Annotated in this window: 23 protein-coding genes; 14 read left to right on the forward strand and 9 right to left on the reverse strand. The window is 72.3% G+C overall.

What is annotated here, in order from left to right:
- The first annotated feature begins 15 nt into the window (after positions 1-15).
- The 10 genes from ACFYTT_RS00865 (at position 16) to ACFYTT_RS00910 (ending at position 8,890) form a co-directional block, all read left to right on the forward strand.
- Positions 16-303: a EutN/CcmL family microcompartment protein gene (locus ACFYTT_RS00865; protein ID WP_131052471.1), complete on the forward strand. Its 288-nt coding sequence runs from the start codon at positions 16-18 to the stop codon at positions 301-303.
- A gap of 1 nt (position 304) precedes the next feature.
- The gene (locus ACFYTT_RS00870) at positions 305-814 is read left to right on the forward strand and encodes a BMC domain-containing protein (protein WP_254876795.1); all 510 of its coding nucleotides are present in this window, start codon (positions 305-307) and stop codon (positions 812-814) included.
- Position 815: 1 nt separating this feature from the next.
- The gene (locus ACFYTT_RS00875) at positions 816-1,604 is read left to right on the forward strand and encodes an alpha/beta fold hydrolase (protein WP_176093463.1); all 789 of its coding nucleotides are present in this window, start codon (positions 816-818) and stop codon (positions 1,602-1,604) included.
- Positions 1,601-3,016 carry an FAD-dependent oxidoreductase gene (locus tag ACFYTT_RS00880; protein WP_387256863.1) on the forward strand — a complete coding sequence of 472 codons (1,416 nt, stop codon included), beginning with the start codon at positions 1,601-1,603 and terminating at the stop codon, positions 3,014-3,016. The genes ACFYTT_RS00875 and ACFYTT_RS00880 overlap by 4 nt, the downstream gene beginning before the upstream one ends.
- Positions 3,017-3,208: 192 nt before the next feature.
- Positions 3,209-4,381 carry a CoA transferase gene (locus ACFYTT_RS00885; RefSeq protein WP_357215959.1) on the forward strand — a complete coding sequence of 391 codons (1,173 nt, stop codon included), beginning with the start codon at positions 3,209-3,211 and terminating at the stop codon, positions 4,379-4,381.
- Between the two features lie 11 nt (positions 4,382-4,392).
- Positions 4,393-5,028 (forward strand): isochorismatase family protein, encoded by a 636-nt coding sequence (locus ACFYTT_RS00890; RefSeq protein ID WP_201272333.1) that lies wholly within the window; start codon positions 4,393-4,395, stop codon positions 5,026-5,028.
- Positions 5,028-6,041 (forward strand): ABC transporter permease, encoded by a 1,014-nt coding sequence (locus ACFYTT_RS00895; RefSeq protein ID WP_176093467.1) that lies wholly within the window; start codon positions 5,028-5,030, stop codon positions 6,039-6,041. The genes ACFYTT_RS00890 and ACFYTT_RS00895 overlap by 1 nt, the downstream gene beginning before the upstream one ends.
- Positions 6,034-6,900: an ABC transporter permease gene (locus ACFYTT_RS00900; RefSeq protein WP_131052465.1), complete on the forward strand. Its 867-nt coding sequence runs from the start codon at positions 6,034-6,036 to the stop codon at positions 6,898-6,900. Before ACFYTT_RS00895 ends, ACFYTT_RS00900 begins: the two co-directional genes overlap by 8 nt.
- Positions 6,897-7,934: an ABC transporter ATP-binding protein gene (locus tag ACFYTT_RS00905; protein WP_131052464.1), complete on the forward strand. Its 1,038-nt coding sequence runs from the start codon at positions 6,897-6,899 to the stop codon at positions 7,932-7,934. The genes ACFYTT_RS00900 and ACFYTT_RS00905 overlap by 4 nt, the downstream gene beginning before the upstream one ends.
- Positions 7,931-8,890: an ABC transporter ATP-binding protein gene (locus ACFYTT_RS00910; RefSeq protein WP_176092177.1), complete on the forward strand. Its 960-nt coding sequence runs from the start codon at positions 7,931-7,933 to the stop codon at positions 8,888-8,890. The genes ACFYTT_RS00905 and ACFYTT_RS00910 overlap by 4 nt, the downstream gene beginning before the upstream one ends.
- Before the next feature lie 42 nt (positions 8,891-8,932).
- Here ACFYTT_RS00910 and ACFYTT_RS00915 read toward each other — a convergent pair whose 3' ends face one another.
- Positions 8,933-9,589 carry a GntR family transcriptional regulator gene (locus ACFYTT_RS00915; RefSeq protein ID WP_131052462.1) on the reverse strand — a complete coding sequence of 219 codons (657 nt, stop codon included), beginning with the start codon at positions 9,587-9,589 and terminating at the stop codon, positions 8,933-8,935.
- Positions 9,590-9,675: 86 nt separating this feature from the next.
- Between ACFYTT_RS00915 and ACFYTT_RS00920 the strand changes: the two genes are divergently transcribed.
- Positions 9,676-10,566, forward strand: coding sequence for a hydroxymethylglutaryl-CoA lyase (locus tag ACFYTT_RS00920; protein ID WP_387256868.1), 891 nt, complete (start codon positions 9,676-9,678; stop codon positions 10,564-10,566).
- A 267-nt stretch (positions 10,567-10,833) separates the two neighbouring features.
- Here ACFYTT_RS00920 and ACFYTT_RS00925 read toward each other — a convergent pair whose 3' ends face one another.
- A complete protein-coding gene (locus ACFYTT_RS00925; RefSeq protein WP_387256870.1) occupies positions 10,834-11,679 on the reverse strand; it encodes an NAD(P)-dependent oxidoreductase in 846 nt (281 codons plus the stop codon).
- 129 nt (positions 11,680-11,808) lie between these two features.
- Between ACFYTT_RS00925 and ACFYTT_RS00930 the strand changes: the two genes are divergently transcribed.
- On the forward strand, positions 11,809-12,147 hold the full coding sequence (locus ACFYTT_RS00930) for a helix-turn-helix domain-containing protein (RefSeq protein WP_357215979.1): 339 nt from the start codon (positions 11,809-11,811) through the stop codon (positions 12,145-12,147).
- 111 nt (positions 12,148-12,258) lie between these two features.
- Here the strand turns inward: ACFYTT_RS00930 and ACFYTT_RS00935 are convergent, their stop codons facing one another.
- Entirely contained in the window at positions 12,259-13,761 is a 1,503-nt protein-coding gene (locus tag ACFYTT_RS00935; RefSeq protein WP_387256871.1) for a cellulose binding domain-containing protein, read from the reverse strand.
- 159 nt (positions 13,762-13,920) lie between these two features.
- Between ACFYTT_RS00935 and ACFYTT_RS00940 the strand changes: the two genes are divergently transcribed.
- A complete protein-coding gene (locus ACFYTT_RS00940) occupies positions 13,921-15,066 on the forward strand; it encodes a helix-turn-helix domain-containing protein (RefSeq protein WP_176093469.1) in 1,146 nt (381 codons plus the stop codon).
- A 72-nt stretch (positions 15,067-15,138) separates the two neighbouring features.
- Here the strand turns inward: ACFYTT_RS00940 and ACFYTT_RS00945 are convergent, their stop codons facing one another.
- Together ACFYTT_RS00945 and ACFYTT_RS00950 are read right to left on the reverse strand one after the other, a co-directional pair.
- Positions 15,139-17,388, reverse strand: a complete 2,250-nt coding sequence (locus ACFYTT_RS00945; RefSeq protein WP_387256872.1) for an ATP-binding protein — start codon at positions 17,386-17,388, stop codon at positions 15,139-15,141.
- 60 nt (positions 17,389-17,448) lie between these two features.
- The gene (locus ACFYTT_RS00950) at positions 17,449-17,877 is read right to left on the reverse strand and encodes a DUF4260 family protein (protein WP_387256875.1); all 429 of its coding nucleotides are present in this window, start codon (positions 17,875-17,877) and stop codon (positions 17,449-17,451) included.
- Positions 17,878-18,037: 160 nt separating this feature from the next.
- On the opposite strand from ACFYTT_RS00950, the gene ACFYTT_RS00955 reads away from it, so the two are divergent.
- Positions 18,038-21,169, forward strand: coding sequence for an AAA family ATPase (locus ACFYTT_RS00955; protein ID WP_387256877.1), 3,132 nt, complete (start codon positions 18,038-18,040; stop codon positions 21,167-21,169).
- Positions 21,170-21,179: 10 nt separating this feature from the next.
- Here the strand turns inward: ACFYTT_RS00955 and ACFYTT_RS00960 are convergent, their stop codons facing one another.
- The 4 genes from ACFYTT_RS00960 to ACFYTT_RS00975 are packed head-to-tail and all read right to left on the reverse strand — an operon-like array spanning position 21,180 to position 24,325.
- Positions 21,180-21,548: a holo-ACP synthase gene (locus tag ACFYTT_RS00960; RefSeq protein ID WP_387256878.1), complete on the reverse strand. Its 369-nt coding sequence runs from the start codon at positions 21,546-21,548 to the stop codon at positions 21,180-21,182.
- Entirely contained in the window at positions 21,548-22,765 is a 1,218-nt protein-coding gene (locus tag ACFYTT_RS00965) for an acyl-CoA dehydrogenase family protein (RefSeq protein ID WP_387256879.1), read from the reverse strand. Before ACFYTT_RS00965 ends, ACFYTT_RS00960 begins: the two co-directional genes overlap by 1 nt.
- Positions 22,758-23,456 (reverse strand): hypothetical protein, encoded by a 699-nt coding sequence (locus tag ACFYTT_RS00970; protein ID WP_387256881.1) that lies wholly within the window; start codon positions 23,454-23,456, stop codon positions 22,758-22,760. Before ACFYTT_RS00970 ends, ACFYTT_RS00965 begins: the two co-directional genes overlap by 8 nt.
- Positions 23,453-24,325, reverse strand: a complete 873-nt coding sequence (locus ACFYTT_RS00975) for a hypothetical protein (protein WP_357215997.1) — start codon at positions 24,323-24,325, stop codon at positions 23,453-23,455. The genes ACFYTT_RS00970 and ACFYTT_RS00975 overlap by 4 nt, the downstream gene beginning before the upstream one ends.
- Position 24,326 lies beyond the last annotated feature (1 nt).

Here is a 24,326-nt window from a genome sequence, read left to right on the forward strand (position 1 = left end):
ACGAGGTGATCCGGTATGCGTATCGCCCGGGTGATCGGGTCGGTGGTCAGCACCATCAAGGCCGACACGCTGACCGGCGCCAAGCTGCTCGTCGTCACGCCCCTGGGTGAGGGACACGCCGTGGAGCCGTACGTCGCCGTCGACACCGTCGGCGCGGGCCGGGGCGAGGTCGTCCTGGTCGCCTGCGGCAGTGCCGCACGACTGGCGGAACGGCAATCCAGCCAGGCGCCCGTGGACTCCACCATCGTCGCGATCGTCGACCGGTTGGAGACCGAGGCGTGGGTCAACTATGTGAAGGACTGACGTGGACCTGTGGAATGCGGGTGCGCTCGGCATGGTCGAGACGCGCGGACTGGCTGCCTCGATCGTCGCCGTCGACGTGATGACCAAGGCAGCCGAGGTGACGGTGATCGGCGTCAGCCGCATCGGCGACGGTCTCGTCACGGTCTCCTTCATCGGCGACATGGCCTCGGTGACGGCGGCGGTGGACAGCGCCCGACGGGCGGTCGCGGCGACCGGCGGCACGATCGCCGCGACCGTCGTGGGTCGTCCCGCCGTGCCGGCCCACCTCGTCCGGGACACCCCACCGACCGGCCGGCACCCCCGCGCGGCCGAAGGACCCGACGACGCCGGACCGGAACCCGAGGCCACCCGGGTGGAGGACCGGCCGGACCCGGTCGGGGAGAGCACCGTCGAGGGCGACCGCCCCGCGTCGCCCGCACCCGGCGGGAGCCCGAAACGACGCTCCGCGCGGTCGACGGCCCCGAAGCGGCGGCCCCCGCCGCCCACCCCACCGATCGAGCGAGGGGAGTGACATGCGCGGATACGTGGGCCCGCAGGGGGCCCAGATCCACTACCGCAGCAGCGGCACCCGGGGACCGGCCCTCGTGCTGTTGCACGAGTCGCCGCAGGCCTCCAACGTCTTCGCGCCGGCCATGCCCGCGCTCGGCCGATCACTGCGCGCGTACGCCTTCGACACCCCCGGGTACGGGCAGTCCGACCCGCCGCCCGAGCCCCCGGACATCCCCGGCTACGCGCGCCTTCTGCTCGACGCCGTCGACGCGCTGGGCATCGACGAGTTCGCCGTCGCCGGACAGCACACCGGCGCCTCCCTGGCGCTGGCGGTCACCGACCTGGCCACGCCCGGCCGGGTCACCCACGCGATCCTGTCCGGCCTCGTGCTCGACCGGGCCGAACGCGAACAGTTGGGTGCCACCTGGGCGCCGGACAAGCCGATCGACCCGTCCGGCCAGCATCTTCGCGACCTCTGGGCGCGCTACCTGGACATCTGGGAACAGCCACCGGAGCTGGTCAACCTCGCGGTGGCCAACATCGCCTCGGTGTTCGACCGGTACAACTGGGCCTACCGCGCCGCCTTCCGCTACGACCCGACCGAGCCGCTGCGCACCGCACCCTGCCCGGTCCTGCTGCTCACCGCGGCACGCGACATGCTCGCCCACTGCGACGACATCGCCCGGCTGATCCGTCCGGACGCGACGTCGATCCAACTGACCGACACCACCGGGCAACTGCCGTGGCGGGTGCCGGAGGAGTTCGCCGCCGCAGTGGTCTCCTTCGTCACCGGATCCGGGCGGACACCGTGACCGGCCACGCCGACGTTTTGGTGATCGGTGCCGGCACCGCAGGTCTGCCCTGCGCGATCGAGGCGGCCCGGGCCGGGCTCCGGGTCGACCTGGTCGACACCGGCACCGACATCGGCGGCACCCTGCGGGTCTCCGCCGGGCACATGAGCGCCGCCGGCACCCGTCGGCAACGCGCCGCCGGCATCGACGACGACCCGGACCGGCACTTCGCCGACGTGCAGCGCATCGGGCACGGCCACGGCGACCCCGCCCTGATCCGCCTGGCCGTCGACGAGGCACCCGGCGTCGTCGACTGGCTCGACGAGAACGGCTTCCCGTTCGCACCCGGTATGCCGGTGCTCTACCACGGGCACTCGCCGTACTCCCGGCCCCGCACCTACTGGGGCGTCGACCGGGGCCGCTCGATCCGCGAGACGCTACGACCACTGCTCGCCGCGCAGGTGGACGCCGGCCGGGTCACCCTGCGGCTGCGCTCGCGCGCCCTGCGACTGACCACCGAGGGCGGTGCCGTCACCGGCGCCGTCGTACGCACCCCCGAGGGTGACCGCGAGCTGCGCGCCGGCGTCACGGTGCTGGCGTCGGGCGGGTACGGGGCCAACCCGCAGATGTTCTCCGCGGTGACCCCGGGCGCACCCCGCCTGGTGACCAACGCCGAGCCCACCTCCACCGGCGACGCGGTCGAGATGGCGACGCCGCTGGGTGCCACCGTCCGCTTCGCCGACCTGCACACCCCGCGCCTCGGCCTGCTCGAACGTCGCTCGACGCCGGGCCGGGTGGACTTCTGGTCCGAGGTGGCGCATCTGGCGCCCGCCGAACGCGCACCCCGGGAGATCTGGGTCAACGCCGACGGCGACCGGTTCGTGGCCGAGGATCTCGGCGACGTCACGCGTCACGAGCGGGCCGTGCAGAGCCAGCCGGGCGCCGCGTTCTGGATCGTCTGCGACGACGCGGCCGTCGACGCCGGGTCACCCCTGGTGCCCGCGTGGGGGCCGGACGGGCTCCGCGCCCAGGCGCGGCAGGGGGACGTCGCCTGGGTCGCCGACGACCTCACCGACCTGGCCGTGCGGGCGGGAATCGATCCGGACGGCCTGCGGCGCACCGTGCGGGCGTACCACCTGGCGGTCGACCGGGGCGTCGACCCGCTGGGCCGACGCGCCCTGGACCACCGGGTGGCCCGGCCGCCCTTCTACGCGGTGCGGTCGGCCGCCGCGCTGCTCTGCAGCTTCGGCGGCCTGGACGTCGACCCCACCTTCCGGGTACGGCGCGACGACGGCGGGGTCGTCGCCGGTCTCTACGCCGTCGGTGAGGCCATCGGCATGGGAGCCACCAGCGGCGCCGCGTTCTGCGGGGGAATGGCGGTGACCCCGGCGTTGGCGTTCGGGCGACTGCTCGGCCGCCGGCTCGGCGGGTGACCCGCATGGCACCGCACTGACCGTCCTGTATGCACGGAGGTTCATCACGGGAATCAGCTTTGGCTCTGGCCGGTAAAAGCCGCTGTTGACAGCGGGTGACGCAGAACTATTGTATACAAACACCCAGTCGGGTGGCTGCTATGAGAGGTGTCCATGTCTAGCGATACGCACCACGAAGGACCGCTCCACGGCGTGCGCGTGATCGAGTTCGGGTCCCTGCTCGCGGGCCCCTTCTGCAGCCAACTGCTGGCCGACTTCGGCGCCGACGTCATCAAGTGCGAGCCGCCGCGCCAGGGCGACCCGATGCGCGAGTGGGGCCAGGAGAAGCCACACGGCAAGTCACTGTGGTGGCCGATCGTCGCCCGCAACAAGAAGTCGATCACCGTCGACCTGCGCACACCCGAGGGGCAGGCGGTCGCCCGACAGCTGATCGCGCAGAGCGACGTGGTGGTCGAGAACTTCCGACCCGGGACGATGGAACGCTGGGGCCTCGGCTACGAGGACCTGTCCGCCGACAACCCCGGCCTGGTCATGGTGCGCGTCTCCGGCTTCGGCCAGACCGGACCGTACTCCAGCCGACCCGGCTACGGCTCGGTCGGCGAGGCGATGGGCGGCCTGCGCTACGTCGTCGGCGACCCGCAGACCCCGCCCAGCCGGGTGGGCGTCAGCCTCGGCGACTCCCTCGCCGGCACCTTCGCCGCCCTGGGCGCGGTGATGGCCCTGCGGGTACGCGACCAGAGCGGTCGCGGCCAGATCGTCGACTCGGCGATCTACGAGGCGGTCCTGGCGATGATGGAGTCGCTGCTGCCCGAGTACACGCTCGGCGGCCACGTCCGCGAACGCACCGGCGCGATCCTGCCGAACATCGCACCCTCCAACGTCTATCCCACCCGCGACGACGGCCTGCTGCTCATCGCCGCCAACCAGGACACCGTCTTCCGGCGCCTGGCCGCGGCCATGGACATGCCCGAACTGAGCACCGACCCCCGCTTCGCCACCCACGCCGCCCGAGGCCACCACCAGGGCGAACTCGACGCGATCATCGCCGAGTGGTCGGGCCGGCACGACACCGAACACCTGATGGCCGTCATGATCAAACACGACGTCCCGGTCGGCCGCGTCTACCGCGCCCCGGAGATGCTCGACGACGAGCACTTCGCCGCCCGCGAAGCCATCGTCCGAGTCGACCACCCCGAATTCGGCGAGTTCCCGATGCAGAACGTCGTGCCGCGACTGTCGAGGACACCCGGCCGGGTCAAATGGACCGGCCCCCGCCTCGGCGAACACACCGACCAGGTGCTGACCGACATCGTCGGCCTGGCCAAGGCCGAGATCAACGAACTGCGTGCCAGCGGCGTCATCTAGAGGCGGACACGGTGAATGACCTCCACGCGGACTACCGCGACGCCGGCTTCGGCGGCGACCTGGGCCACGGCACCCGCCGCGCGCTCCTCATCGTCGACCTGGTGCGCGCCTACCTCGACCCGGCCTCCCCCCTCTATGCCGGCGACGAGAACCCGCCGGCCCTGCGGGCCTGCACGGTCCTGCTCGACGCCGCCCGACGCCACGGCGTCCCGGTGATCCACACCCGGGTCGAGCTCGCCCCCGGCGGGATCGACGGCGGCCTGTTCGCCCGCAAGGTGCCCGCCCTGCGGGTCTTCGAACGCGGCAGCGAACTCGCCGCCGCGCCGCCGGCCCTGGCACCCGCCGCCGGCGAGGCGGTCGTGACCAAGCAGTACGCCAGCGCCTTCTTCGGCACCAGCCTCGCCAGCACCCTGCGCGTCATGGGAGTGGACGCCCTGCTCATCGCGGGCGCCTCGACCAGCGGCTGCGTCCGGGCGAGCGCCGTGGACGCGCTGCAACACGGCTACGTGCCACTCGTCGTCGCCGACGCCTGCCTCGACCGGGACCCACGCCCGCACGAGGCCGCCCTGTTCGACCTCGGCGCCAAGTACGCACAGGTCCTGACCCTGGACGAGGCGACCACCCTGCTCGAACCGGGAGGTGCGTGATGCGGGTCCTCAGATACGCCCGCCGACGGATCCTCTTCCTCCCGGTCGGCCTGCTCTCCGTCATCGTGCTGGCATTCCTGCTGGTCAACGCGCTGCCCGGCAACCCGGCCGGCGTCATCGCCGGGCCGGCCGCCTCCCCGACGGAACTGGCCGAGATCGAACGCCGACTCGGCCTGGACCAGCCCCTGTGGGAACGCTTCGTCACCTACCTCGGCAACCTGGTCCAAGGCGACCTCGGCTCGTCCTACTACACCGACCGGCCCATCCTCGACGAGATCCTGCGGTTCGCCCCGGCGACCCTGGAACTGGTGTTCCTCTCGCTGACCCTCGCCGCACTCCTCGGCATCGGCCTCGGCACACTGGGCGCCTACCGCAAGGGCACGGTCGCCGACCGCACCTCCCGCTTCATCGTCACCACCTTCCAGTCCATCCCCGACTTCTTCCTGGCGCTGCTCCTGATCTACCTGCTCTTCTATCTCGCCGGGTGGGCGCCGGCACCGGTCGGACGACTCGGTCTGATGGACGAACCACCGCCGACCGTGACCGGGGCGCTGCTGCTGGACTCCCTGCTCGCCGGTGACATGGGCACCTTCCGATCGGCGGTGGCGCACTCCGTGCTGCCCGTCCTCACGCTCGGCATCTACTACTCCGCGTACTTCGCCCGCAGCACGTACGCCTCCCTGGTGCCGGCCCTGGAGTCCAAACAGGTCGAATTCGCCCGCGCCAGCGGCCTGCGCGAGCGCACCGTCCTCGCGTACGCCTTCCGCCAGGCCCGGACCCCGATCCTGACCTACGGCGGCATCCTCCTCGCCGCGCTGCTCGGCGGCGCGGCCATCATCGAGACCATCTTCTCCTGGGGTGGCTTCGGCGAGTGGGCGATCGACTCGATCCTCCAGCTCGACATCCCGGCCGTGCAGGGCTTCATCCTGGCCGCCGGACTCGGGACCCTGTTGGCCTTCACCGCGCTGGACATCCTGGTCGCGGCGCTCGACCCGAGGGTGCGCTATGACTGAGACCCTGGCCGCCGACCCCACCACGGTCACCGCCCCGACGACCAAGAAACGACCCCGGGGCCACCGACGGTGGCGACTGTGGGTGCCCGGCACCATCCTGACCAGCATGCTCGCCGCGGCCTATCTCGCTCCACTGCCGCACGACCCGGCGGAACCCTCCACCAACACCCTCACCGCCCCCGACGGCGAGCACTGGATGGGCACCGACAAGTTCGGCCTCGACGTGTTCAGCCGCCTGGTGGCCTCCGCCGGGGTGGACATCCCGTTGGCCCTCGCCGGCATGCTGATCTCACTCGTGATCGGCGTGCTGCTCGGGCTCGCCGCCCTGCACCGCGGACCGTGGGGCGAACGGGTCGTCCGGGCCCTCGACGTCTTCCAGGCGTTCCCGCTGCTGATCCTGGCCATCGCCCTGGTCGCGCTGATGGGCAACAACATCGAGAACGTCGTCGTCGCCATCGCCATCATCAACGTCCCCCGCTTCGTCCGACTGGTCCGCAGCGAGGGACTGACCATCCGGGAGAGCCGCTACATCGAGGCGGCCCACGCCATCGGCGCGACCGGGCCGCGCGTGATGTTCCGGCACGTCCTGCCGAACATGACCGGCATCATCCTGGCCCAGGCGTCACTGGCGGTCGCGCACTCGATCGTCGTGATCGCCTCCCTCTCCTTCCTCGGCATCGGCATCAACGCCGCCGACGCGAGCTGGGGCGCGATGATCCAGACAGGAGCGCAGAACATGACGACCGGCCAGTGGTGGGTCTCGGTCTTCCCCGGACTCGCCATCTTCCTCACCGTGCTCTGCTTCAACGCCATCAGCGACGAACTGCAGGACACCTTCGGCCGGGCGAGGCAACGATGAGCCTGCTCAACGCGCGACGACGACCCGACAGTCGACCCACCCCGCCGCCGTCCGACGGCTCCGCCGGACGCCTGCTGGAGGTCAACGGCCTGACCACCCGGTTCGACACACCCGACGGCCTGGTCCACGCGGTCAACGGCGTCGACTTCCACGTCGACCGGGCCGAGATCGTCGGCGTCGTCGGCGAGAGCGGATGCGGCAAGTCGGTGACCATCCGGTCCATCCTCGGCCTGGTCCGGCCCCCCGGTCGGGTGGTCGAGGGCACCGCCCGCTTCGACGGGGTCGACCTGCTCGGCCTGCGCCGCACCGAGCTGCGCCGACTACGCGGCAAGGAGATCGGCTTCATCGCCCAGAACCCGTTCAGCGCCCTGAACCCGGTGATGCGCATCCACCGGCAGTTCGCCACCATCATGGCCGCGCACGGGGTCAAGGCCGACGGCGAGGTCCGGGACCGGGCCCGCACCGCCCTCACCGACGTCGGCATCGCCGGACCGGACCGGGTCCTCGACGGCTACGCCCACCAGTTGAGCGGCGGCATGGCCCAACGCGTGGTGATCGCCATGGCCATGCTGCTCAACCCGACCTTCGTGATCGCCGACGAACCGACCACCGGCCTGGACCTGACCGTGCAACGGCAGATCCTGGACCTCATCCGCCGCCTGGTCCGCGAACACGACCGCTCGATGCTCCTGGTCACCCACGATCTCGGTGTCGTCGCGCAGTACTGCGACCGGGTCGTCGTCATGTACGCCGGCAAGGTCATCGAACACGGCACCGTCCGGGAGGTCCTCAAGGACCCCCGCCACCCGTACACCCAGGCGCTCATCCGCGCCATTCCCCGGCCCGGTCAGCCGCTGGTGCACCTCACCGGTCGACTGCCCGACCTGATCGACTACCCGTCCGGATGCCCCTTCCGGGACCGCTGCCCGCACGCCTTCGAACCGTGCGCCCAGGTGGTCCCGGCCGCGGTGACCCAGACCTCCGGCCGGACGTACTGGTGTCACCTGCCCCAGGAGAAGGAGGCAGCGCAGTGAGTCTGCTGGAGCTGACCAACGTCAGCAAGGAGTTCCACGTCGGCGGCAGCACGCGGGTCTACGCGCTGGACGACGTGTCGCTCTCGGTGGACGCCGGAGAGACCGTGGCGGTCATCGGCGAGAGCGGATCCGGCAAGTCGACGCTGGGGCGGCTGGCACTGCGCCTGATCGAACCGACCCGGGGCTCGGTACGCTTCGACGGCACCGACATGCTCGCGCTGCCCGCCGCCGAGATGCGCAAGCTCCGCGCGAAGATACAGATCATCTTCCAGGAGCCGTTCGAGTCGCTGAACCCCCGGATGCGGGTGGCCGACATCATCGGCGAACCACTGGCCATCCACCGGCCTGCGATGACCACACCACAGCGCCGTGACCGGGTCGCGCAGATGATCGAACAGGTCGGACTCGCCCCCGACATGGCACGACGGTATCCCGGCGAACTCAGCGGCGGGCAGCAGCAGCGAGTCGGCATCGCCCGAGCCGTGGTGACCGAGCCGTCCCTGGTCGTGCTGGACGAACCCACGTCCTCCCTCGACCTGTCGGTCCGCGCCCAGATCCTGCGCCTGCTCGCCGACCTGCAGGCCGAACTCGGCATGGGCTACCTGTTCATCTCCCACGACATCCACACGGTCCGGTACGTCAGCGACCGCATCGCCGTCATGTACCGGGGGCGGGTCGTCGAGACCGGCCCGTCCGAGCTGGTGTTCTCCGATCCACAGCACCCGTACACCCGCGCCCTGCTGGCGGCGGCCCTGCCCGTCGATCCCGACCAGGAACTGGCCCCGGCCCGGCTGGTCGGTGACCCGCTGAGTCCGACCCAGCTCGTACCGGGATGTGTCCTGCACGGACGCTGCCCGGTCGGTGAGGACCGATGTGTACAGACCGAGGTGCGGCTGACGCCGATCGGCGCCGACCGGGAGGTGGCCTGCATCAAACCCGGAGCGCCCGGGAGCTGACGCCCACGACGGCGGGAGGCGGGTGCGGGCCCGGCGGACCGGTCACAGGTCGGGGCGGTCCACCATGCCGTCCAACAGCACCGTCCGGGCGGCCAGCACGTGGGCCCGCATCGTGCTCGACGCCCACTCTGCGTCCCTGGCCCGCAGCGCCGCCACCAGGTCCCGGTGGTGCGCCATGCTGCGGGCCAGGGCGTCCGGCGTGTAGAGGCGGAACGCCCGCACGACCAGCGGCACCTCCACGACCGCGGACAGCAGCGAGGTGAGCCGAGGGCTGGCGGCGGCCTTCAGGACCGAGTTGTGCAACTCGGCGTTGAGGGTGGCGATCCGGTCCAGGTCCTGCGGACCCATCCGCCGGGCCAACTCCTCCATCTGGTCGCAGAGCGCGTCCAGCCGGTCCAGGACCTCGGCGTCGATGCGCTTGGCGGCCAGGGCCGCGCCGTAGCTCTCCAGCCGGGCGCGGATCTCGTAGATGTCCTGCAGATCGCCGAGCGACCATTCGGCGACCCGCGCCCCACGGTTGGGCTGGAAGACGACGAGGCCCTCCGCGGTGAGCCTGCGCAGTGCCTCCCGGATCGGCGTCCGGCTGACGCCGAACTGCCGGGACAACTCCATCTCGCCCAGGCGGGCGCGCGGGCCGATCGAGCCGTTCAGGATCGCGCTCCGCAGCGCCTCGTACGCGTCCTCCGCGGCATTCGTCACCCGTGCCTCCGTCGTGTGAGCCGCATGTCGTCGGCACCCTTGCCGCCGCTCTGACAGTCTGAGATTGTATACATATGGTGGTTCAGGTGGTGGAGGTGTCTCCACGGGACGGTCTGCAGAACGAGCCCGAGATCCTGTCGACAGCAAGCAAGATCGAGTTGATCCGGCGCTGTGTCGAGGCAGGAGCCCGACGGGTCGAGGCGGTCTCCTTTGTCCGCGCCGACCGGGTGCCGCAGATGGCCGACGCCGAAGCGGTGATGGCCGCAGTGCCACGACGCAGCGACGTATCGTACATCGGCCTGGTGCTCAACCGACGCGGGCTGGACCGTGCGCTGGCGGCAGGAGTGGACGAGGTGAACTGCGTCGTGGTCGCCACCGAAACCTTCAGCCAGCGCAACCAGGGCGCCTCCGTCGACGCCATGCTCGGCGCCTGGACCGACATCGCCGAGGCCGCCCACGCCGCCGGAGTCCGGGCCAGCGTGACCGTGGCCGCCGCGTTCGGCTGCCCCTTCGAAGGCGACGTCTCCGCCGCGACCGTGGGTGAACTGGCGCGCCGCCTGGTCGAGGGCGAACCCGACGAGATCGCCCTCGCCGACACCATCGGTGTGGGCGTACCCGCCCAGGTGCGGGCCCTGGTCTCCGCCGTGACGGCGGCGGCGCCGGGCGTGCCGCTGCGCGCCCACTTCCACGACACCCGCAACACCGCCATCGCCAACGCCTTGGCGGCGGTCGAGGCCGGCGTGACCGTGCTCGACGCGAGCGTCGGTGGGATCGGCGGATGCCCCTTCGCCCCGGCCGCCACCGGCAACGTGGCCACCGAGGACCTCACGTACGCGCTGCACCGCTCCGGCCACCCCACCGGCCTCGACCCGACGAAGGTCATCGAGACGGCGGCGTGGATCGGCGACCAGCTCGGCAAGGACCGGCTACCCGGCGCCCTCGGTCGGGCCGGCTGGTTCCCGACCGACCCGCAGTAGCCGGACCGAACGCTCCGAACAGCGGCTTCTTGCAGAGCGGCGACGTGGCCCGCGACCGTGCCCTGCCGGTCGGCGTCGGCTGCCTCCTCGCAAGCACATCGGCAACATCTTCGGCAAACTCGACCTGCCAGCCACGACGGACGGCCACCGGCGGTACTCGCGGTGCTGGCCTACCTGCGGCGTGAAGCCGCACCGGCACCGACCGCGGCGTGGCTGCCCAGGTGCCAGATCGCAGAATCCGCCGTCGGCCTGGTATGCGTGCGCCGGTCACCGCAGCAGCAGGTCGATCGTGCCCGTCAGGTCCTCTTCGCCGCTGCCCTCGGCGAGGCGGCGACGCATCAGCGCGAAGTAGGGGCTGAGCAGTTCCGGGCTGACGCCCTGCTGCTCAGCGGTGCGCAGGAAGGTCGGCATGCCGGCCACCTGCATGGCGAGGGTCGAGACGACACCCGTGGTGTAGTCGCCGCTGCGCAGCTGATCGGCGGTCTGGTGAACCGCCGGGGCCATCGCCACGAGCCAGTCGGCGAGCAACGGGGCCAGCGACGTGGGATCGATGTCCTCCCTGCGGATCAGCGCGAAGGCGTGCGCGGCTCCCGCGAACATCCCGTACATCGCGCTGAGCAGGGCCACGTCGTGCAGGGCCGCGAAGCCTGCGTCCTCGCCGACATAGGTGGTGCCCGCCGGAACGCTCAGGGTCTCCTGATGCCGCTCGAACAGCTGCCGTGAGCCGCTGTAGAAGGCGTACCCGCCGGCCTCCGGAACGCCGATCATCGGAGGGACGGCCATGATGCCGCCGTCCAGGTAGCGAGCACCGCGCTCGCGGGTCCACTCGGCGCGGGCACGGGCCTGCACCGGGGTGCTGGTGGTGAGGTTGACCAGGTCCTTGCCGGTAAGGTCGGTGCCGGCCAGCACCTCCTCGACAGCGGCGTCGTCCAGCAGGCAGACGACGACCAGGGTGTTCGCGGCGACCGCCTTGGCCGCGCTGTCCGTGACCCGTACGCCCTCGGCATCCAACGCCGCGGCACGGGCTGGGGTGCGGTTCCAGACGGTCAGGGGGTGGCCGGCGGCCATCCAGGCACGGGCCAGAGCGGTGCCCATCGCGCCGAGGCCCAGCATCGTGACGGAGGTTCCAGCAGTGTGCGGTGCCATACGGGTGAGCCTGGCCAGGGACCCGATGATGAACAAGTACGCACTTCGGAGTGGGTGGTTACCCCGGGGTGCGCGAGCAGGTCAGAAGGTGGGGGCATGACGACGCTGAACCGGCCGGGCGCACCGGACGGACATGTGTGCGGGATCGATGCCGCGATGGAGGTGATCGGCGGCAAGTGGAAGGTGCTGATCCTCTGGGCTCTTGACGAGCACCCCTGCCGGCGGTTCGGCGAACTGCGTCGACTGCTTCCGGGGATCACCGAGAAGGTCCTGGCCTCACACCTGAGGGAGATGGAGGCGGACGGTGTCGTACGTCGTGTCTCCTTCGACGAGGTGCCGCCTCGCGTCGAGTACTCGCTGACCGAGAGCGGCGCGCGCCTCAACGACGCACTCGAGCCGCTGGCAGCGTGGGGACGCGAGCGTTCGGCTGGGTGATCGGTCCCAGGAGAGGGCTGGCCAGTAGGGGAGACGGCGGTCCCCGGGAAGGGGCGGCGCGCGAACAGGGGCCCGGCAGCGTGCGCTGCCAGGCCCCTGGTGCGTGATCGGTCAGGCGCAGGTGTTGCCGTTGAGGGTGAACGGTGCCGGCGTGTTCGGCGTGCCGGTGGCGTTGAAGCCGAAGGTGACGGCCCCGCCGTTCGGGATGCTGGCGTTGTAGGCCAGGTTCGACGCCGTGACCGCGGTGCCGTTGTGGGTGACTGCGGCGTTCCACGGGGTGGTGACGGTGCTGCCGGCCGGCAGGTTCCAGGTCAGCTGCCAGCCGTTGACGGCGGCGGCCGAGTTGTAGACGGTCACGTTCGCGGTGTACCCGCCCGACCAGGTGGTGACCTGGTAGGACACCTGGCAGGTGGCCGGACCGGCGGTGGCGGTCACCGGGACGATGTCGCCGAAGTCGTCGCGGACGGTGGCGAAGTCCTGGAAACCGATGCCGGTGCCGGCGCCGCTGGTGTGGGTGCCGGCGGCCAACACGGAGCCGTTCGGGTTCACCTGGTAGAGCGGGCCGCCGCTGTCGCCGCCGTAACCGGTCTCCCCGCCGTCCAACTGGGTGGCCTCGACCAGGTCCTGCTCGTCGGTGTAGTGGAACTGCACCTCGAGGTTGCAGATCGGGGCGCCGTGGATCTCGGCGGTGGTCTGCCCGGACTGGCAGAGGATCTGGCCGGGGAAGACCTGGGTCCAGCCCGCCACCGGCACCGTCGTCGACTCGTGCAGGCCGCCGACGTACACGTCACTGCCGGCCGACGCCGCGCTGAGCAGGGCGATGTCGTGCGGCTCGTGGCGCTCGACGATGAACCCGATCGGGTCGCCGACGCCGTCGAACCACTCACCGCCGAGCGGCCCGCAGTGCGCGGCGGTCAGCACGTACGGGGTGTCGTCGGCGAGATCGCGCACCCCGAAGCCGGACGTGCAGAGGGCGCCGCCGCCGTTCCAGATGCGCGCGCCACCCTTCCACGGGGCCGCGTCGTCGAAGCGGGTGGCGTGCTGCTCCAGCTTCTCCGCCGCGACGGTGCTGGTCTTGACGCCGGTGGCGGGCAGCGCCGGGACCTTCGCACCGCCGGTGGTGTCGACGGCGACCTCCAGCCCGCTGCCGTCGGTCTTGATCCGCACGGCGTGCGCGGCATCCGCACGATCCTTCGCCACGACCGGGCGCAGCTTCGCCGCCGCGGCCTGTAACTCTCTGCCGCTGTACCGGGCCGGCTCCACCCGTACCTCGGCGAGCTTCTCGACGCTTCTGACGGCGGTGGCGATGTCGGCCGGTACGGCTCCCTTCCACCAGAGCGTGACGTGGCCGTCGACCAGGCCGAGGCCGGCGTAACCACGCGGGGCACCCGCCTCCACGGCGGATCGGATGACGCTGGCGGCGTCGACGAGCGCCACCTGCCCGGCCATCCGCTCCTGTACGGCGGGTGACAGTCTCTCGAACAGATTCGCGGCGGGTACGCCGGATGGCGCGGCCGGCGGGGCGGCGGCGACACCGCCCGTGGTCAGGCCGACAGTGGACAGCGCGAGCGTGGTGGCAGCGGCCACTCGCAGGGCGGTTCGGAAGGTCTGCATGGCCCAGAGTCAACCGAGAGTGACGACGCAGAACCATGCAGAAAGACCGGCAACTTCACCGTGAGCATGTGTCCAGTAACACAACGCCAGCGCTGCTCCTACCGGAGCGTAATCACTAGCGTCGCTGGGGACGGCCGAACACACACCGGGGACGGGGCTGTGAGTGACGACGGACGACTCGCCGGCGGTTCCGCGCTGAGGGCGCTGCGTACCGCCGCCGGACTGACCATCGACGACCTGGCCGCACGATCGGGCGTCAGCCTGCGCACCATCGGCGGCATCGAGCGGGGACGCATCCGTCGCCCGCACGAGGGCACCCTCACGGCGCTGGCCGAGGCCCTGCGCCTCGGGCCGGACGACGGCGATCGGCTGCGCGCCGCGGTTCGAATCGAGCCGGCGGTGATCGGCCTACCCAGGCTGACACCCTGCTTCACCGGGCGCGACGACGACCTCGACCGGCTGACCGGCGCCGTGTCCCGACACCGGGTGATCGAACTGGCCGGGCTACCGGGCATTGGCAAGAGCGCCCTGGCGGCACAGGCCGCCACCAGACTGAGCGGCGACTTCCCCGACGGGGTGCGCTTCGTTGCGCTGCGCGGCTCGTCCGCCCCGCACCCCGCCGCGCTGGCCCGGGACCTGGCCCGCTCGCTCGGCGCTGACCTGCCCGACGACGACGCTGGTGCGGTCGTGGCGTGGCGGCGGCTGCTCGACGAGCGGCGCGTGCTCCTGATCCTCGACGATGCGACCGACGCGGTCCGGCTGGCACCGCTGCTGCCGCACCGGGGGGAGTCGGTGGCGGTCGTGACCACGTCCGGGCCGCTGAGCCTGCCACCGAGGCGCGCCCGGCGGGTCCTCACACCGTTGCCCGTGCCGGACGCCGAACTGGCGCTGCACCGGATGATCGGACCGGCGGTCCCGGACGCCGGCATAGCCGAGCTGGCGCGGCACTGCCACGGCCTTCCGCTGGCGCTGCGCATCGTGGCGAACCGGGTCCGTACCCGGCACGGATGGTCGATCGCGCGCCTCACCGCGCAACTCGCCCGGCCGGGACGGCACCTGGAGGCCCTCACCGCCGGAGACCTGTCGGTGGGCGCGGCCCTCGACCGCGGTTACCGGCAGATGCCGGAGTCGCTGCGCGCGGCGGTCCGCGCGCTGGCCGCGCCGACGCCACCGGCGGCAGCGCTCGCCGACCTGGCCGGCTGCGGATGGATCGCTCCCCACCACGAGGTCAATCCGATCCTGCACGCGTTCGCGGTCGCCCGCACCCGGGACGTTCGTCCGGCGGTGCCGTCCACCGCAGCCTGACCCGGCTGCGGCCCACCGGTCCGCACGCACCCTGCGGCTCTGCACACCTGCGCCACACCGGGCCGCCGTAGCTCAACCCCTTTCCGCACCGGCCTTCAGTTCGGCCTGCGCCGCACCGGCGTTCAGTTCGGCCTGCGCCGCACGGGCGCGAGCGACGCTCTCGGCATCACCGAGGACCCCGGCCAGCTCGATCGCCACCGCCAGGTGCTCACCCGCCTCCGCGCTGCGGCCGGTCCGGCGCAGCGCCTCGGCCAGCTCGATCAGCGCCCCCAGCTCCTGGGTCCGTAGCCCGCAGGCGCGCGCGCCCGCCACCGCCTCGCCGAGGATGCCGACCGCCTCACCCCAGCGCCCCAGATCCGCCAGGTTCAACCCGATCCACCGGCAGGTGATCGCGTCCGAGTAGGCGCGCGGCACCGCAGCGATCGGAAAACTCGCGTCGCGCAGGAGCCGTAGCGTCCGCCGGTGCACCCGCAGCGCGTCCGGCGTGCGGCCGAGCGCCCGCAGTGCGATGCCGAGCATCGACATGGCCTGCGCCGTGCCCTCGTGGTCCCCGGCCGCGCGCAGCACGCCGCCTCCCCGCCGTAGCAGCCGCTGGGCCGCGTCGAAGTCGCGCAGCCGTAGTTGCGCCGAGGCGGCGTACAGCAGCGCCCAGCCCTGCTGGGCACGGTCACCGGCGCGCCTTGCCGACCGCAGCGCCGCCTGGGCGGTGGCCAGGCCGGCGGAGGCGTCGTTCAGACAGAGCGTCTGCGCCCAGGAGAGATAGTTCAGGTGCGTGGCCTGCCGGGCCAGGTCGCCGGTGCGGGTCGCCGCCTCGGCGGCCAGCCGGAAGACCTCCGGCCAGATGTCCAGATAGATCCGCTGGTCGGAGAACCAGTGCAACGCGTCGGAGACCGCCACGACGAGATCGTCCTGCCCGCTCTCGGCCGCGATCCGCAGCGCCGGGAGCCAGTTCGCCCGCTCGGCGTCGAGCCAGTCACGGGCCCGGTCCGCGTCCGAGTCGTCATCCGCCGCCGGCCCACCGGGCTCGAAGTGCCGCCCGGCTCGCACGGTCGCCTCCAACAGCCAGGTCACCAGTCTCTCCCGCAGCGCCGGCACGCCCGACGGTTCGTCCCGCTCCAGACAGGTCGCGGCGAAGTCACGGACCAGGTCGTGCAGGCCGTAACGGTCCGGTGGTCGGAGCCCGAGCAGCCCGGACTCGACCAGCCCGTCGAGCCGATCCTCGGCCTCGGCCAACTCGACCCCACACACGGCGGCGGCGGCGTCCGCCGTGAAGTCCGGACCCGGGATCAGCGCCAGTCGCCGCAGCGTCGCGCGCCCGGTCACCGGGAGCCAGCGGTACGACAACGCGAGCGCCGCAGACAGGCCGGAGTCGTCACCCTCGATGACGGCGACGCGGTCCCGGGCCTGTGCGAGCCGAGCGTTCAGGTCGGAGACGGTGAGCGTCGGGTCGTCGCGTAGCCGCTGCCCGGCGATCCGCATCGCGAGCGGCAGGTGCCCACAGTGCCCGGCCAGTGCGGTGATCCGCTCCGGCGCGACGCCCTCGACCCGGCCGATGGTCCGCAGCAGCACCGTCGACTCGGCCGGAGACAGCGGCTCCTGCGGCAGCCAGTGCACCGCCTCCAACCCGCTGAGCCACCGCCGACAGGTGAGCAGCACCAGGGCCGGGCCGTCGCCGGGCAACAACGGCCGTACCTGCTCCTCGGAGGCCGCATTGTCCAGCACCAGCAGCGCTCGCCGGTGTCGCAGCAGCCCACGGTAGATCCGGGCCCGGTCGTCGACGTCGGTCGGTATCCGCGACTCGCTCAAGCCGAGCGCCAGCAGCAGCCGTTGCAACACCTCACCGGCGGTCGCCGGGTGCTGATGGGTGCCGCGCAGGTCGACGAAGAACCGCCCGTCCGGGTACCGGTCGGCGAGGTCGTGGGCCGCGCGCAGCGCCAGCGCCGTCTTGCCCACGCCGGGCTGGCCGGTCAGCACCGCGACGACGGCCGAGGGCTGTGCCGACTCGGCGAGGTCACCGAGCCTGCCGAGTGCCTCCGCCCGACCGGTGAAGTCTGCGGGCGGTGCCGGCATCGGGCACGGTCCGGGCGACAGGCGGCCGGCGTCGGCGGTCTGCTCGATCAGGGCGCGGTCGGCGGAGGGCGGCGCCAACACGTCGAGGACTGCGGTCAGGGTCCGGCGCTGCGGCCGGCGGACCAGGTCACGCTCCAGGTTGCTCAGCGCCCGGGTGCTCACGCCCGATCGGTCGGCGAGTTCCTCGATCGTCAGCCCGGCCGCCACCCGATGGTGCCGCAACAGCCGCCCCAGACTGGTGTCCTCGCCCACCCGCACCCCGACCCCCGTGTCCGTACTACGTGGACGGTGCCATCGTATCGACGGGTCTCATTATCTTGTGTTATCCCGTTCCTGTCGGCGGGTCAGCGCGGCCTGTCGAGCTTTCCCGATCAGACCGAGATGGGTGTGTTCGAAGCCCTCTGCCGTCTTGAGTCCGTAGCCGACGGCGCGGTCGACGGCGATGTGGAACGCCCACGCCACGGCCAGGATGCCGATCCAGTCGATCCGGTCACCGAACCCGGCCGCGACCACGGCCACCACGCCCAGCGCGGCGGGCACCAGATAGGAGTGCGCCAGGTTGTAGCAGGCGGCGCCGAGACGCGGGCCGCGCAGGTAGCCGAGCATGGACAGGTCGAAGACGAGGAAGAGCGCGAGCAGTGACCACCACGGGTACCCCACGGCGACGGTCACCACGACGGCGAGGGCCGCCACGGCAGCGGCCTCGACACGCTGCACGACGACCGGGCTCAGGTACGCCATCTCACACCTCGATGTCGATGTCGGTCGGAAGGTCGGGTGGACGTTACCGTCGTCGGAGGCGACCAGGTGCCCGTACACCCCTGACCGCACCTCGGGAAGTTGTGTACTCAGAGCGTTGAATCGCTCACCCAGCGTAGATCATCGATTACAATCTATTTCTGTGGTGGGTGGGGAAGCCGACGGCGTGTCCAACGCGTCACACGGTCGGACGACGATCGGGAGGCAACCAGGTCGAGCGAGCGACCCCCTGGTCGGCCGGGACGGCGAACTCCACCGCCTGGACCAGGCGATCGGGCGCCTCACCGACGGGGCCCAACTGATAGAGATCAGCGGCGACCCCGGCATCGGCAAGTCCCACCTGCTCGCGGAGCTGACGCACCGGTGCCAGCGTCGCAGCCTTCCGGTGCTCACCGGCCGGGTCCCACCGGGCGGAGCGGTCTTCCCGTTCGGCGCCCTCATCGACGCCCTGGACGACCGGCTCCGTACGGTGCGGGCAGACGCCTGGGGCGCCCTGCCGACCCACGACGCCCGGGTACTGGCCGACATCTTCCCGAGTTTCCCGTATCGCACCGAGAACGGACCCGCGCCGCCGACGGTGCCGCACTTCCGACGTCTGCGCGCCATCCGGTCCATGCTGGAGGTCCTGGCATCGACGGGACCTCTGGTGGTGATCCTCGACGACCTGCACCGCGCCGACGACGACACCATCGACGCACTCTGCTACCTGGTGCAGTCCCCGCCGCAGGCGGCGACGCTGCTGGCGTTCGGCTACCGCACCCGTCAGGCACCACCGAGACTGCGCGGCGCGGCGGCCAGAACGGGCACCTCGCTGGTGCGGCTACCGCTCACACCCCTGTCGCCGACCGCCGTACGCACCCTGCTCGCCGACTGTGTCTCGGACGCCGAGAGTGACGAACTGTACCGATGCAGCGGCGGCAATCCCCGCTACCTGTGGGCACTGCTCGACGGCGCGCGCGCCTCGACGCACGACCTGACGCCCGCGCGGGGGACCGCTTTCCCCGTCACGGGGACGGCACCGGAACCCGCCACCGCGCAGCCCGGCCGGACCTACTCGGCAGCGGAGACCGCGATCGCCGCCGAGCTGGACGAACTCTCCAGCCAGAGTCGGCTCGCCGCAGCGGGAGCAGCGGTGGTCGGTGAGGTCTTCGACCTGCCGGCCGTCGGGGTGGTCGCCGAACTCGTCGAGGAGACCGTCCGTCGCACGATCGACGAGTTGGCCGGCGCCGACATCGTCCGGCACGTGCCGGACACGACCCGGTTCAGGTTCCGCCATCCTCTCGTCCGCCACGTGGTGTACCACGGCAGCCAACCCGGATGGCGGCTCGGCGCCCATGCCCGGGCCGCCGCCGCGCTGGCCGGTACCCCGGACGAGGAGGTCGCCCGGGCGCCGCACCTGGCACTGGTGGCCACCCCCGACGACGCCACCGCACCCGGCACGCTCCGCCGCGCCGCCGCAGCCGTCGAGCGCGACTCCCCGGAGACGGCCGCCCGGTGGCGTCAGGCAGCGCTGCGGCTGACGTCGGTCGCCGGCAGCCCACCGGCCGACCGGCACCTCCTCCTGCGCCAGGTCGCCACGGCCTACGCCGCCGCCGGACGGCCCCGGCACGCCCGGGACATGCTGCTGGCCGCGTTACGGCAGCCGGTCGCGACACCGCCCGCCGAACGGGCCGATCTGGTCATCCGATGCGTACGGCTGTGCCTGTCGCTCGGCGAGCCCGCGCCCGCCCGCGACCTGCTCGCGGAAGAGGTCACCCCGCCGGATCCGTCCTGCCGGTCCAGCCGGGTGAACCTGCTGCTGGAGCAGGCGTTCCTGGAACTGGCCGACGGATCGGCCGTGGCGGCTCGGGCAGCCGCCATCACGGCACTGCGGCTGGCACAGGACGACCGGCCGAGGACGACGGAGCACATCCGCGTCAAGGCGGTGCTCGCCGCCGCCGACGGGCTGACCGGCGCCTTCGTGTCGGCGGCGGCGACGCTGACCGACGTGGTGCCCCTGCTGGACGCCACGGGCGACGCAGAACTGGCCGCCCACCCCGACGCGATCTACTGGATCGGCTGGAGCGAGTTCGCGCTGGAGCGCTACCCCGACGCGCTGCGGCACCTGGAGCGGGTCAGGGCGAGTCCGACCGACCGCCCGGCCCGGGCAGCCCGGCCGGCACCCGATGTGGTGACGCTCTGCGACGCGCTGCTGGCGCGTACCTGGATCCTCGCCATCACCGGCCGCCACACCGTGGCCGTCGGTACCGCGGCCATGGCCGCCGACGTCGCCTACCGCTCCGGCAGCCCGCATCTGCGGCAACGGGCGGCGATCCTGCGCCGCTGGGTGGCGGCGGAGCGGGCCGGCAACCGTCCCGGCCCACGCGGCCCCGGCCCGGCGGACTCGGCCCCCGGTCGCTCGACCCGATGGTGTGCCGGGGGCTGTGCGGCCGGCACGTCGGGCCGCCCCGGGGACGCGATCGGCGGCTGCACGGACCTCTCCTGCTCCCCGTCGGCCGCCGACTCCGGTGGCTGGTCGGCCATGCTGACCCGCCTGATGCTCGCCGAACTGCGACTCGCCGGGGGCGATCCCCGGGGCTGCCTGGACCTGCTGACGACCGTGCCCGCGCTGACCTCGCTGCGCGGAGTCGACCCGGGAACCCGGATGGTCCACCAGGAGCTGGTGGTGCGGGCGGCGGTCGCCGCCGGTGACGTCACCGCAGTCACCGCGGCGGCCGTCGACGAGGTCGCCCCGGCCACGGGAACCACCCGCCAGCACGTCCCCGCCGAGCCGTTGAGCGGCCCGACCACGGCGACGCGACCCCACGGGGCGGTCGGTCTCGCTCTCCTCGCCCGCGCACAGCTGCTCGTCACCGAGGAGCCGACCGCCGCTGCCGAGATGGCCGCTGCCGCCGCTGCCGAACTGGCCGCCGCCGGCCTGACCCCGGCGGCGAATCGGGCCCGCACCCTCGCCCGTCCCGCCGACCGGCAGGGCAGCCGGCGCGGCGGTGCGTCGGAGACCCGGCACCGGAACGGCCGTGCGGCACTGGCCGGTATGACGCGCCGGGAGCGGCAGGTCGCCGAACTGGTCCGCGAGGGCCTGACGAACCGGGAGATCGCCGCCGTGCTGGTGGTCACTGAGAAGACGGTCGAGATGCACCTGTCCCACGTGTTCGTCAAACTCGGTGTCCGCAACCGGGTGCGGCTCGCCCGACGCCTGGACGCGATGGCGTCGAGCGGCCTGCCCTCCGCCGATGCGCTACCGGACCCGCCACACCCCACGGGCGAGGACTGAGCCGCCCCGCTCACCAACCGGCGGCCACCGCCGCCACCATGTCGTCGGAGTGCGTGATCGAGACGGTCAGGCCGGAGACACCCGCCTGCGCCGCCATCCGGGCGGCGGCCCCGGCCAGGGTGACCTGGGGTGCGCCACCGGGCGCCCGGGCCACCACGATCTCGGACGGTGCCACTCCTTCGAACAGGCCCGTCCCGAGCACCTTGAACACCGCTTCCTTGGCCGCGAACCGACCCGCGAGGAACTCGCGCCGCCGCCCGGGAGCCAACGTCGTGGCGTACTCGATCTCGGTGGCGGCGAAGGCGTACCGGGTGAACCAGGCCCGCTCGCAGAGACGATCCAGCGCACCGAGCGGCAACAGGTCGATGCCGAGGCGCATCAGCGCACACCCTCCGGCCCGACGGCACCGGCGACGCTCCCCTTCAGCAGTCCCTGAAAGACCGACAACAGGTGTACGTTGCCGGCGCCCTCCATGAACTCGAAGGCACGCACATCCCGATAGACCTTCTCCAGCCAGGGATCGTCGAGCAACGACGCCGGTCCCAGCAGTTCGGCGGCGAGCACCGTGGCGTCCTCGGCGGCCCGGGCGGCCCCGGCCTTCGCCGCGGCGATCCGATGGGGATCGATCAGGCCACCGTCGATGTCGGCGGCGATCCGGTGGATGAGTCGACGGATCGCCGCGATCCGGTCCTCGACGGCCGCCAACCGGTCCCCACCGGCCCCACCGTCGCGTACCCCCTGCCCGCGTACGTGGTCGCAGACCGCCTGGGCGCAGCCCACCGCCATCGCGGCGATCCCGGGACGGGCGCGGTAGAACACCTGTCGGGCGCCGTGCAGGCCACGCTGGGTGGGCCGCCGATGCTGACCCAGCAGGTTGCGGTCGGGAATCCGGACGTCCTCGAAACGCATCCGACTGATCCGGGCACCACGCAGGCCGACCGACGGCAGAAGCTCGGCGCTGAAACCGGGGGACGAGGCCTCCACCAGCACCGCCTCGATGCCCCACGGACCGGGCGCGCGCCGGCAGAACACCAGCCCCACCTGACCCCGTGCGCCGTTGCCCACGTAGGTCTTCTCCCCGTTGAGCACCCAGCCGTCGCCGTCCGGCGCCGGCCGCAGCGTCGTCGTCAACTCCGTGGCGGCCGAACCCTTGGCCGGCTCGGTGACCGCGAAGAAGGTGTGGTCCGGCCGTGCGGCGAACCGACGGAACCAGCGGTCGGTCTGTTCCTCGTCGGCGAGCGCGTGGATGGCGTCGCTGGACAGCGCCGGTCCGGGACCGGCGAGCAGCACGTTCGGGTCGGCGTAGGAGAACCGTTCCCAGACGACGGCCTGCGCCAGCGACGTACCGCACACCGCCGCGACCTGCGGCGGCACGTCCAGTGCGGGCCAGTACCGGCGGGGAATGGAGAAGAACCGGTAGAGCAGGACACCGGGCAGATCGAGGTGGTCGTCGATGGCGTCCGGATCCTGGTCGAGCAGTTCGCCGAGCTTGCGGAACTCGCCCGACACCGACCAGCAGTGGCGGTCGAGCGCCCGCATCCGGTCGTCGAGCAGATCCGATCCGACCAGCGGGCCGCCGCGGTTCACCTCAGCCATCGCCCTGTCTCCTTCCCGGGTGCAGGTAGACGTTGCCGGCGACCTCGGCCAGATGCAGGTCCCCGGCCGGCCCGTCGACCAGGAAGCCACTGGCGCCGAGCAGCCGAAGCAGGTCACGACCGACGCCGACCAGACGGCGGTGGGTACGCCACCGGGCCGCCACGTTCTGGTCCCGACGCGCCTGCGGCGTCGCGTCCACCTCGGCGAGCCGGATCGCCACCTCGGCGAGTTGGGCCTGCACGAGTTGTCTGGCCAGCAGGGTGGTGCCGGCGGAGGTGCGGGCACCCAGATGACGCAGGGTGTGCCGGAGCACCTCGTGCAGCAGCCGTCGGTGCAGGTCGAGTAGGCCGGTGGCGAACGCCTCGGCGACCGCCTGCGGCACCGGGACGATCGTCGTCGACCGACCGTCGCCGACGGGGTCGGGGACCGTGGGGTGCGCCGACGGTGTGGCAGCACCGGAAGCGGCGCGGGACACCACGACACCGAACCGGGCCAGTGCACCGGGCGCAGCGGCGGGTAGCGCCGCCGGGGAGGCCACCACGTGCCCGGTGGGGGAGGGCACCGGGCCGGTCGGGGAGAGCCGGTGGTGCAACTCGTCCAGCGCGTCGGCGTACCACCGTGCGGGGGCAGGGGGCAGCGTGGTGTCCGGCACCATGGACCCGACATCGGCGGGTGCCCGGGGCGGTGTCATGGTGCCTGCTCTCGGGTCGATGCGGAAACGGGTGCGGCGGTCGCGTACTCCGGCGCGGTGCTCGCTCGTCGGCGCAGCAGACCGGCCTGGCTACGCCCGGTACGCGGGTCGGTGTCGCAGAGCACGAGCGTGCGGTACTCGTCGGCCCAGGCGCGATGCGACCGGGCCAACTCCCGCCAGACGCCGGTGCAGTAACTGCCGGCGTCGACCCGGTGGACCGGCAGCCCGAGGGCGGCCAGTGTGCCCGCGTCGACCCACGGGCCCGCCACCACCAGCGTCGAGTCCACGCCCGACCCGGTGGTCATCGCCCCGATCAGGCGTCCCAGCCCGGACGTGCTCGACACCGGCGCGGTACCCACGAACTCCCATCCGCCACCACCGCCGAAGACGAGCAGGGCACCGGAGTTGGTCAGCTCGTGGTCCGTCACGAAGGGATCGTGGTACGGCAGGCTGTTCTGCTCGCAGACGAAGAGCGCGAGGCTGGCGCACCGCCCCGACCGGGCGTACGCGTCCGCCACCTTCAACGCCGTGTACGGGGCACGTAACCCCTGCTCGGAGATGGCGAAGCTGTGGCTGCGATCGCCGAGCAGGTGGTTCACGTACGGGGTCACGTGCTTGAGCGACGACGGATCCGGGATGCCGTAGGCGAAGATCAACAGGTCGGGGCTGTCGATCGGCAGCTCCCGCAGCAGGTCCTCGGCCAACTCGGTGAACCCGACGTTGGCCGCCTGCGCCAACCGCCCCGGATCCGGCCGTACCCCGAACGGGCGCAGGATGTCCCGCTGGATGGCGTCACGGTCGTCGTCGGTGGCCGGCGGCAGCCGGTCGCGGCGCACCAACGCGGTGGCCGAGGTCAGGGACAGCGGCATG

This window comes from Micromonospora sp. NPDC003816 (genome assembly GCF_042874705.1).
Taxonomy (GTDB): Bacteria; Actinomycetota; Actinomycetes; order Mycobacteriales; family Micromonosporaceae; genus Micromonospora.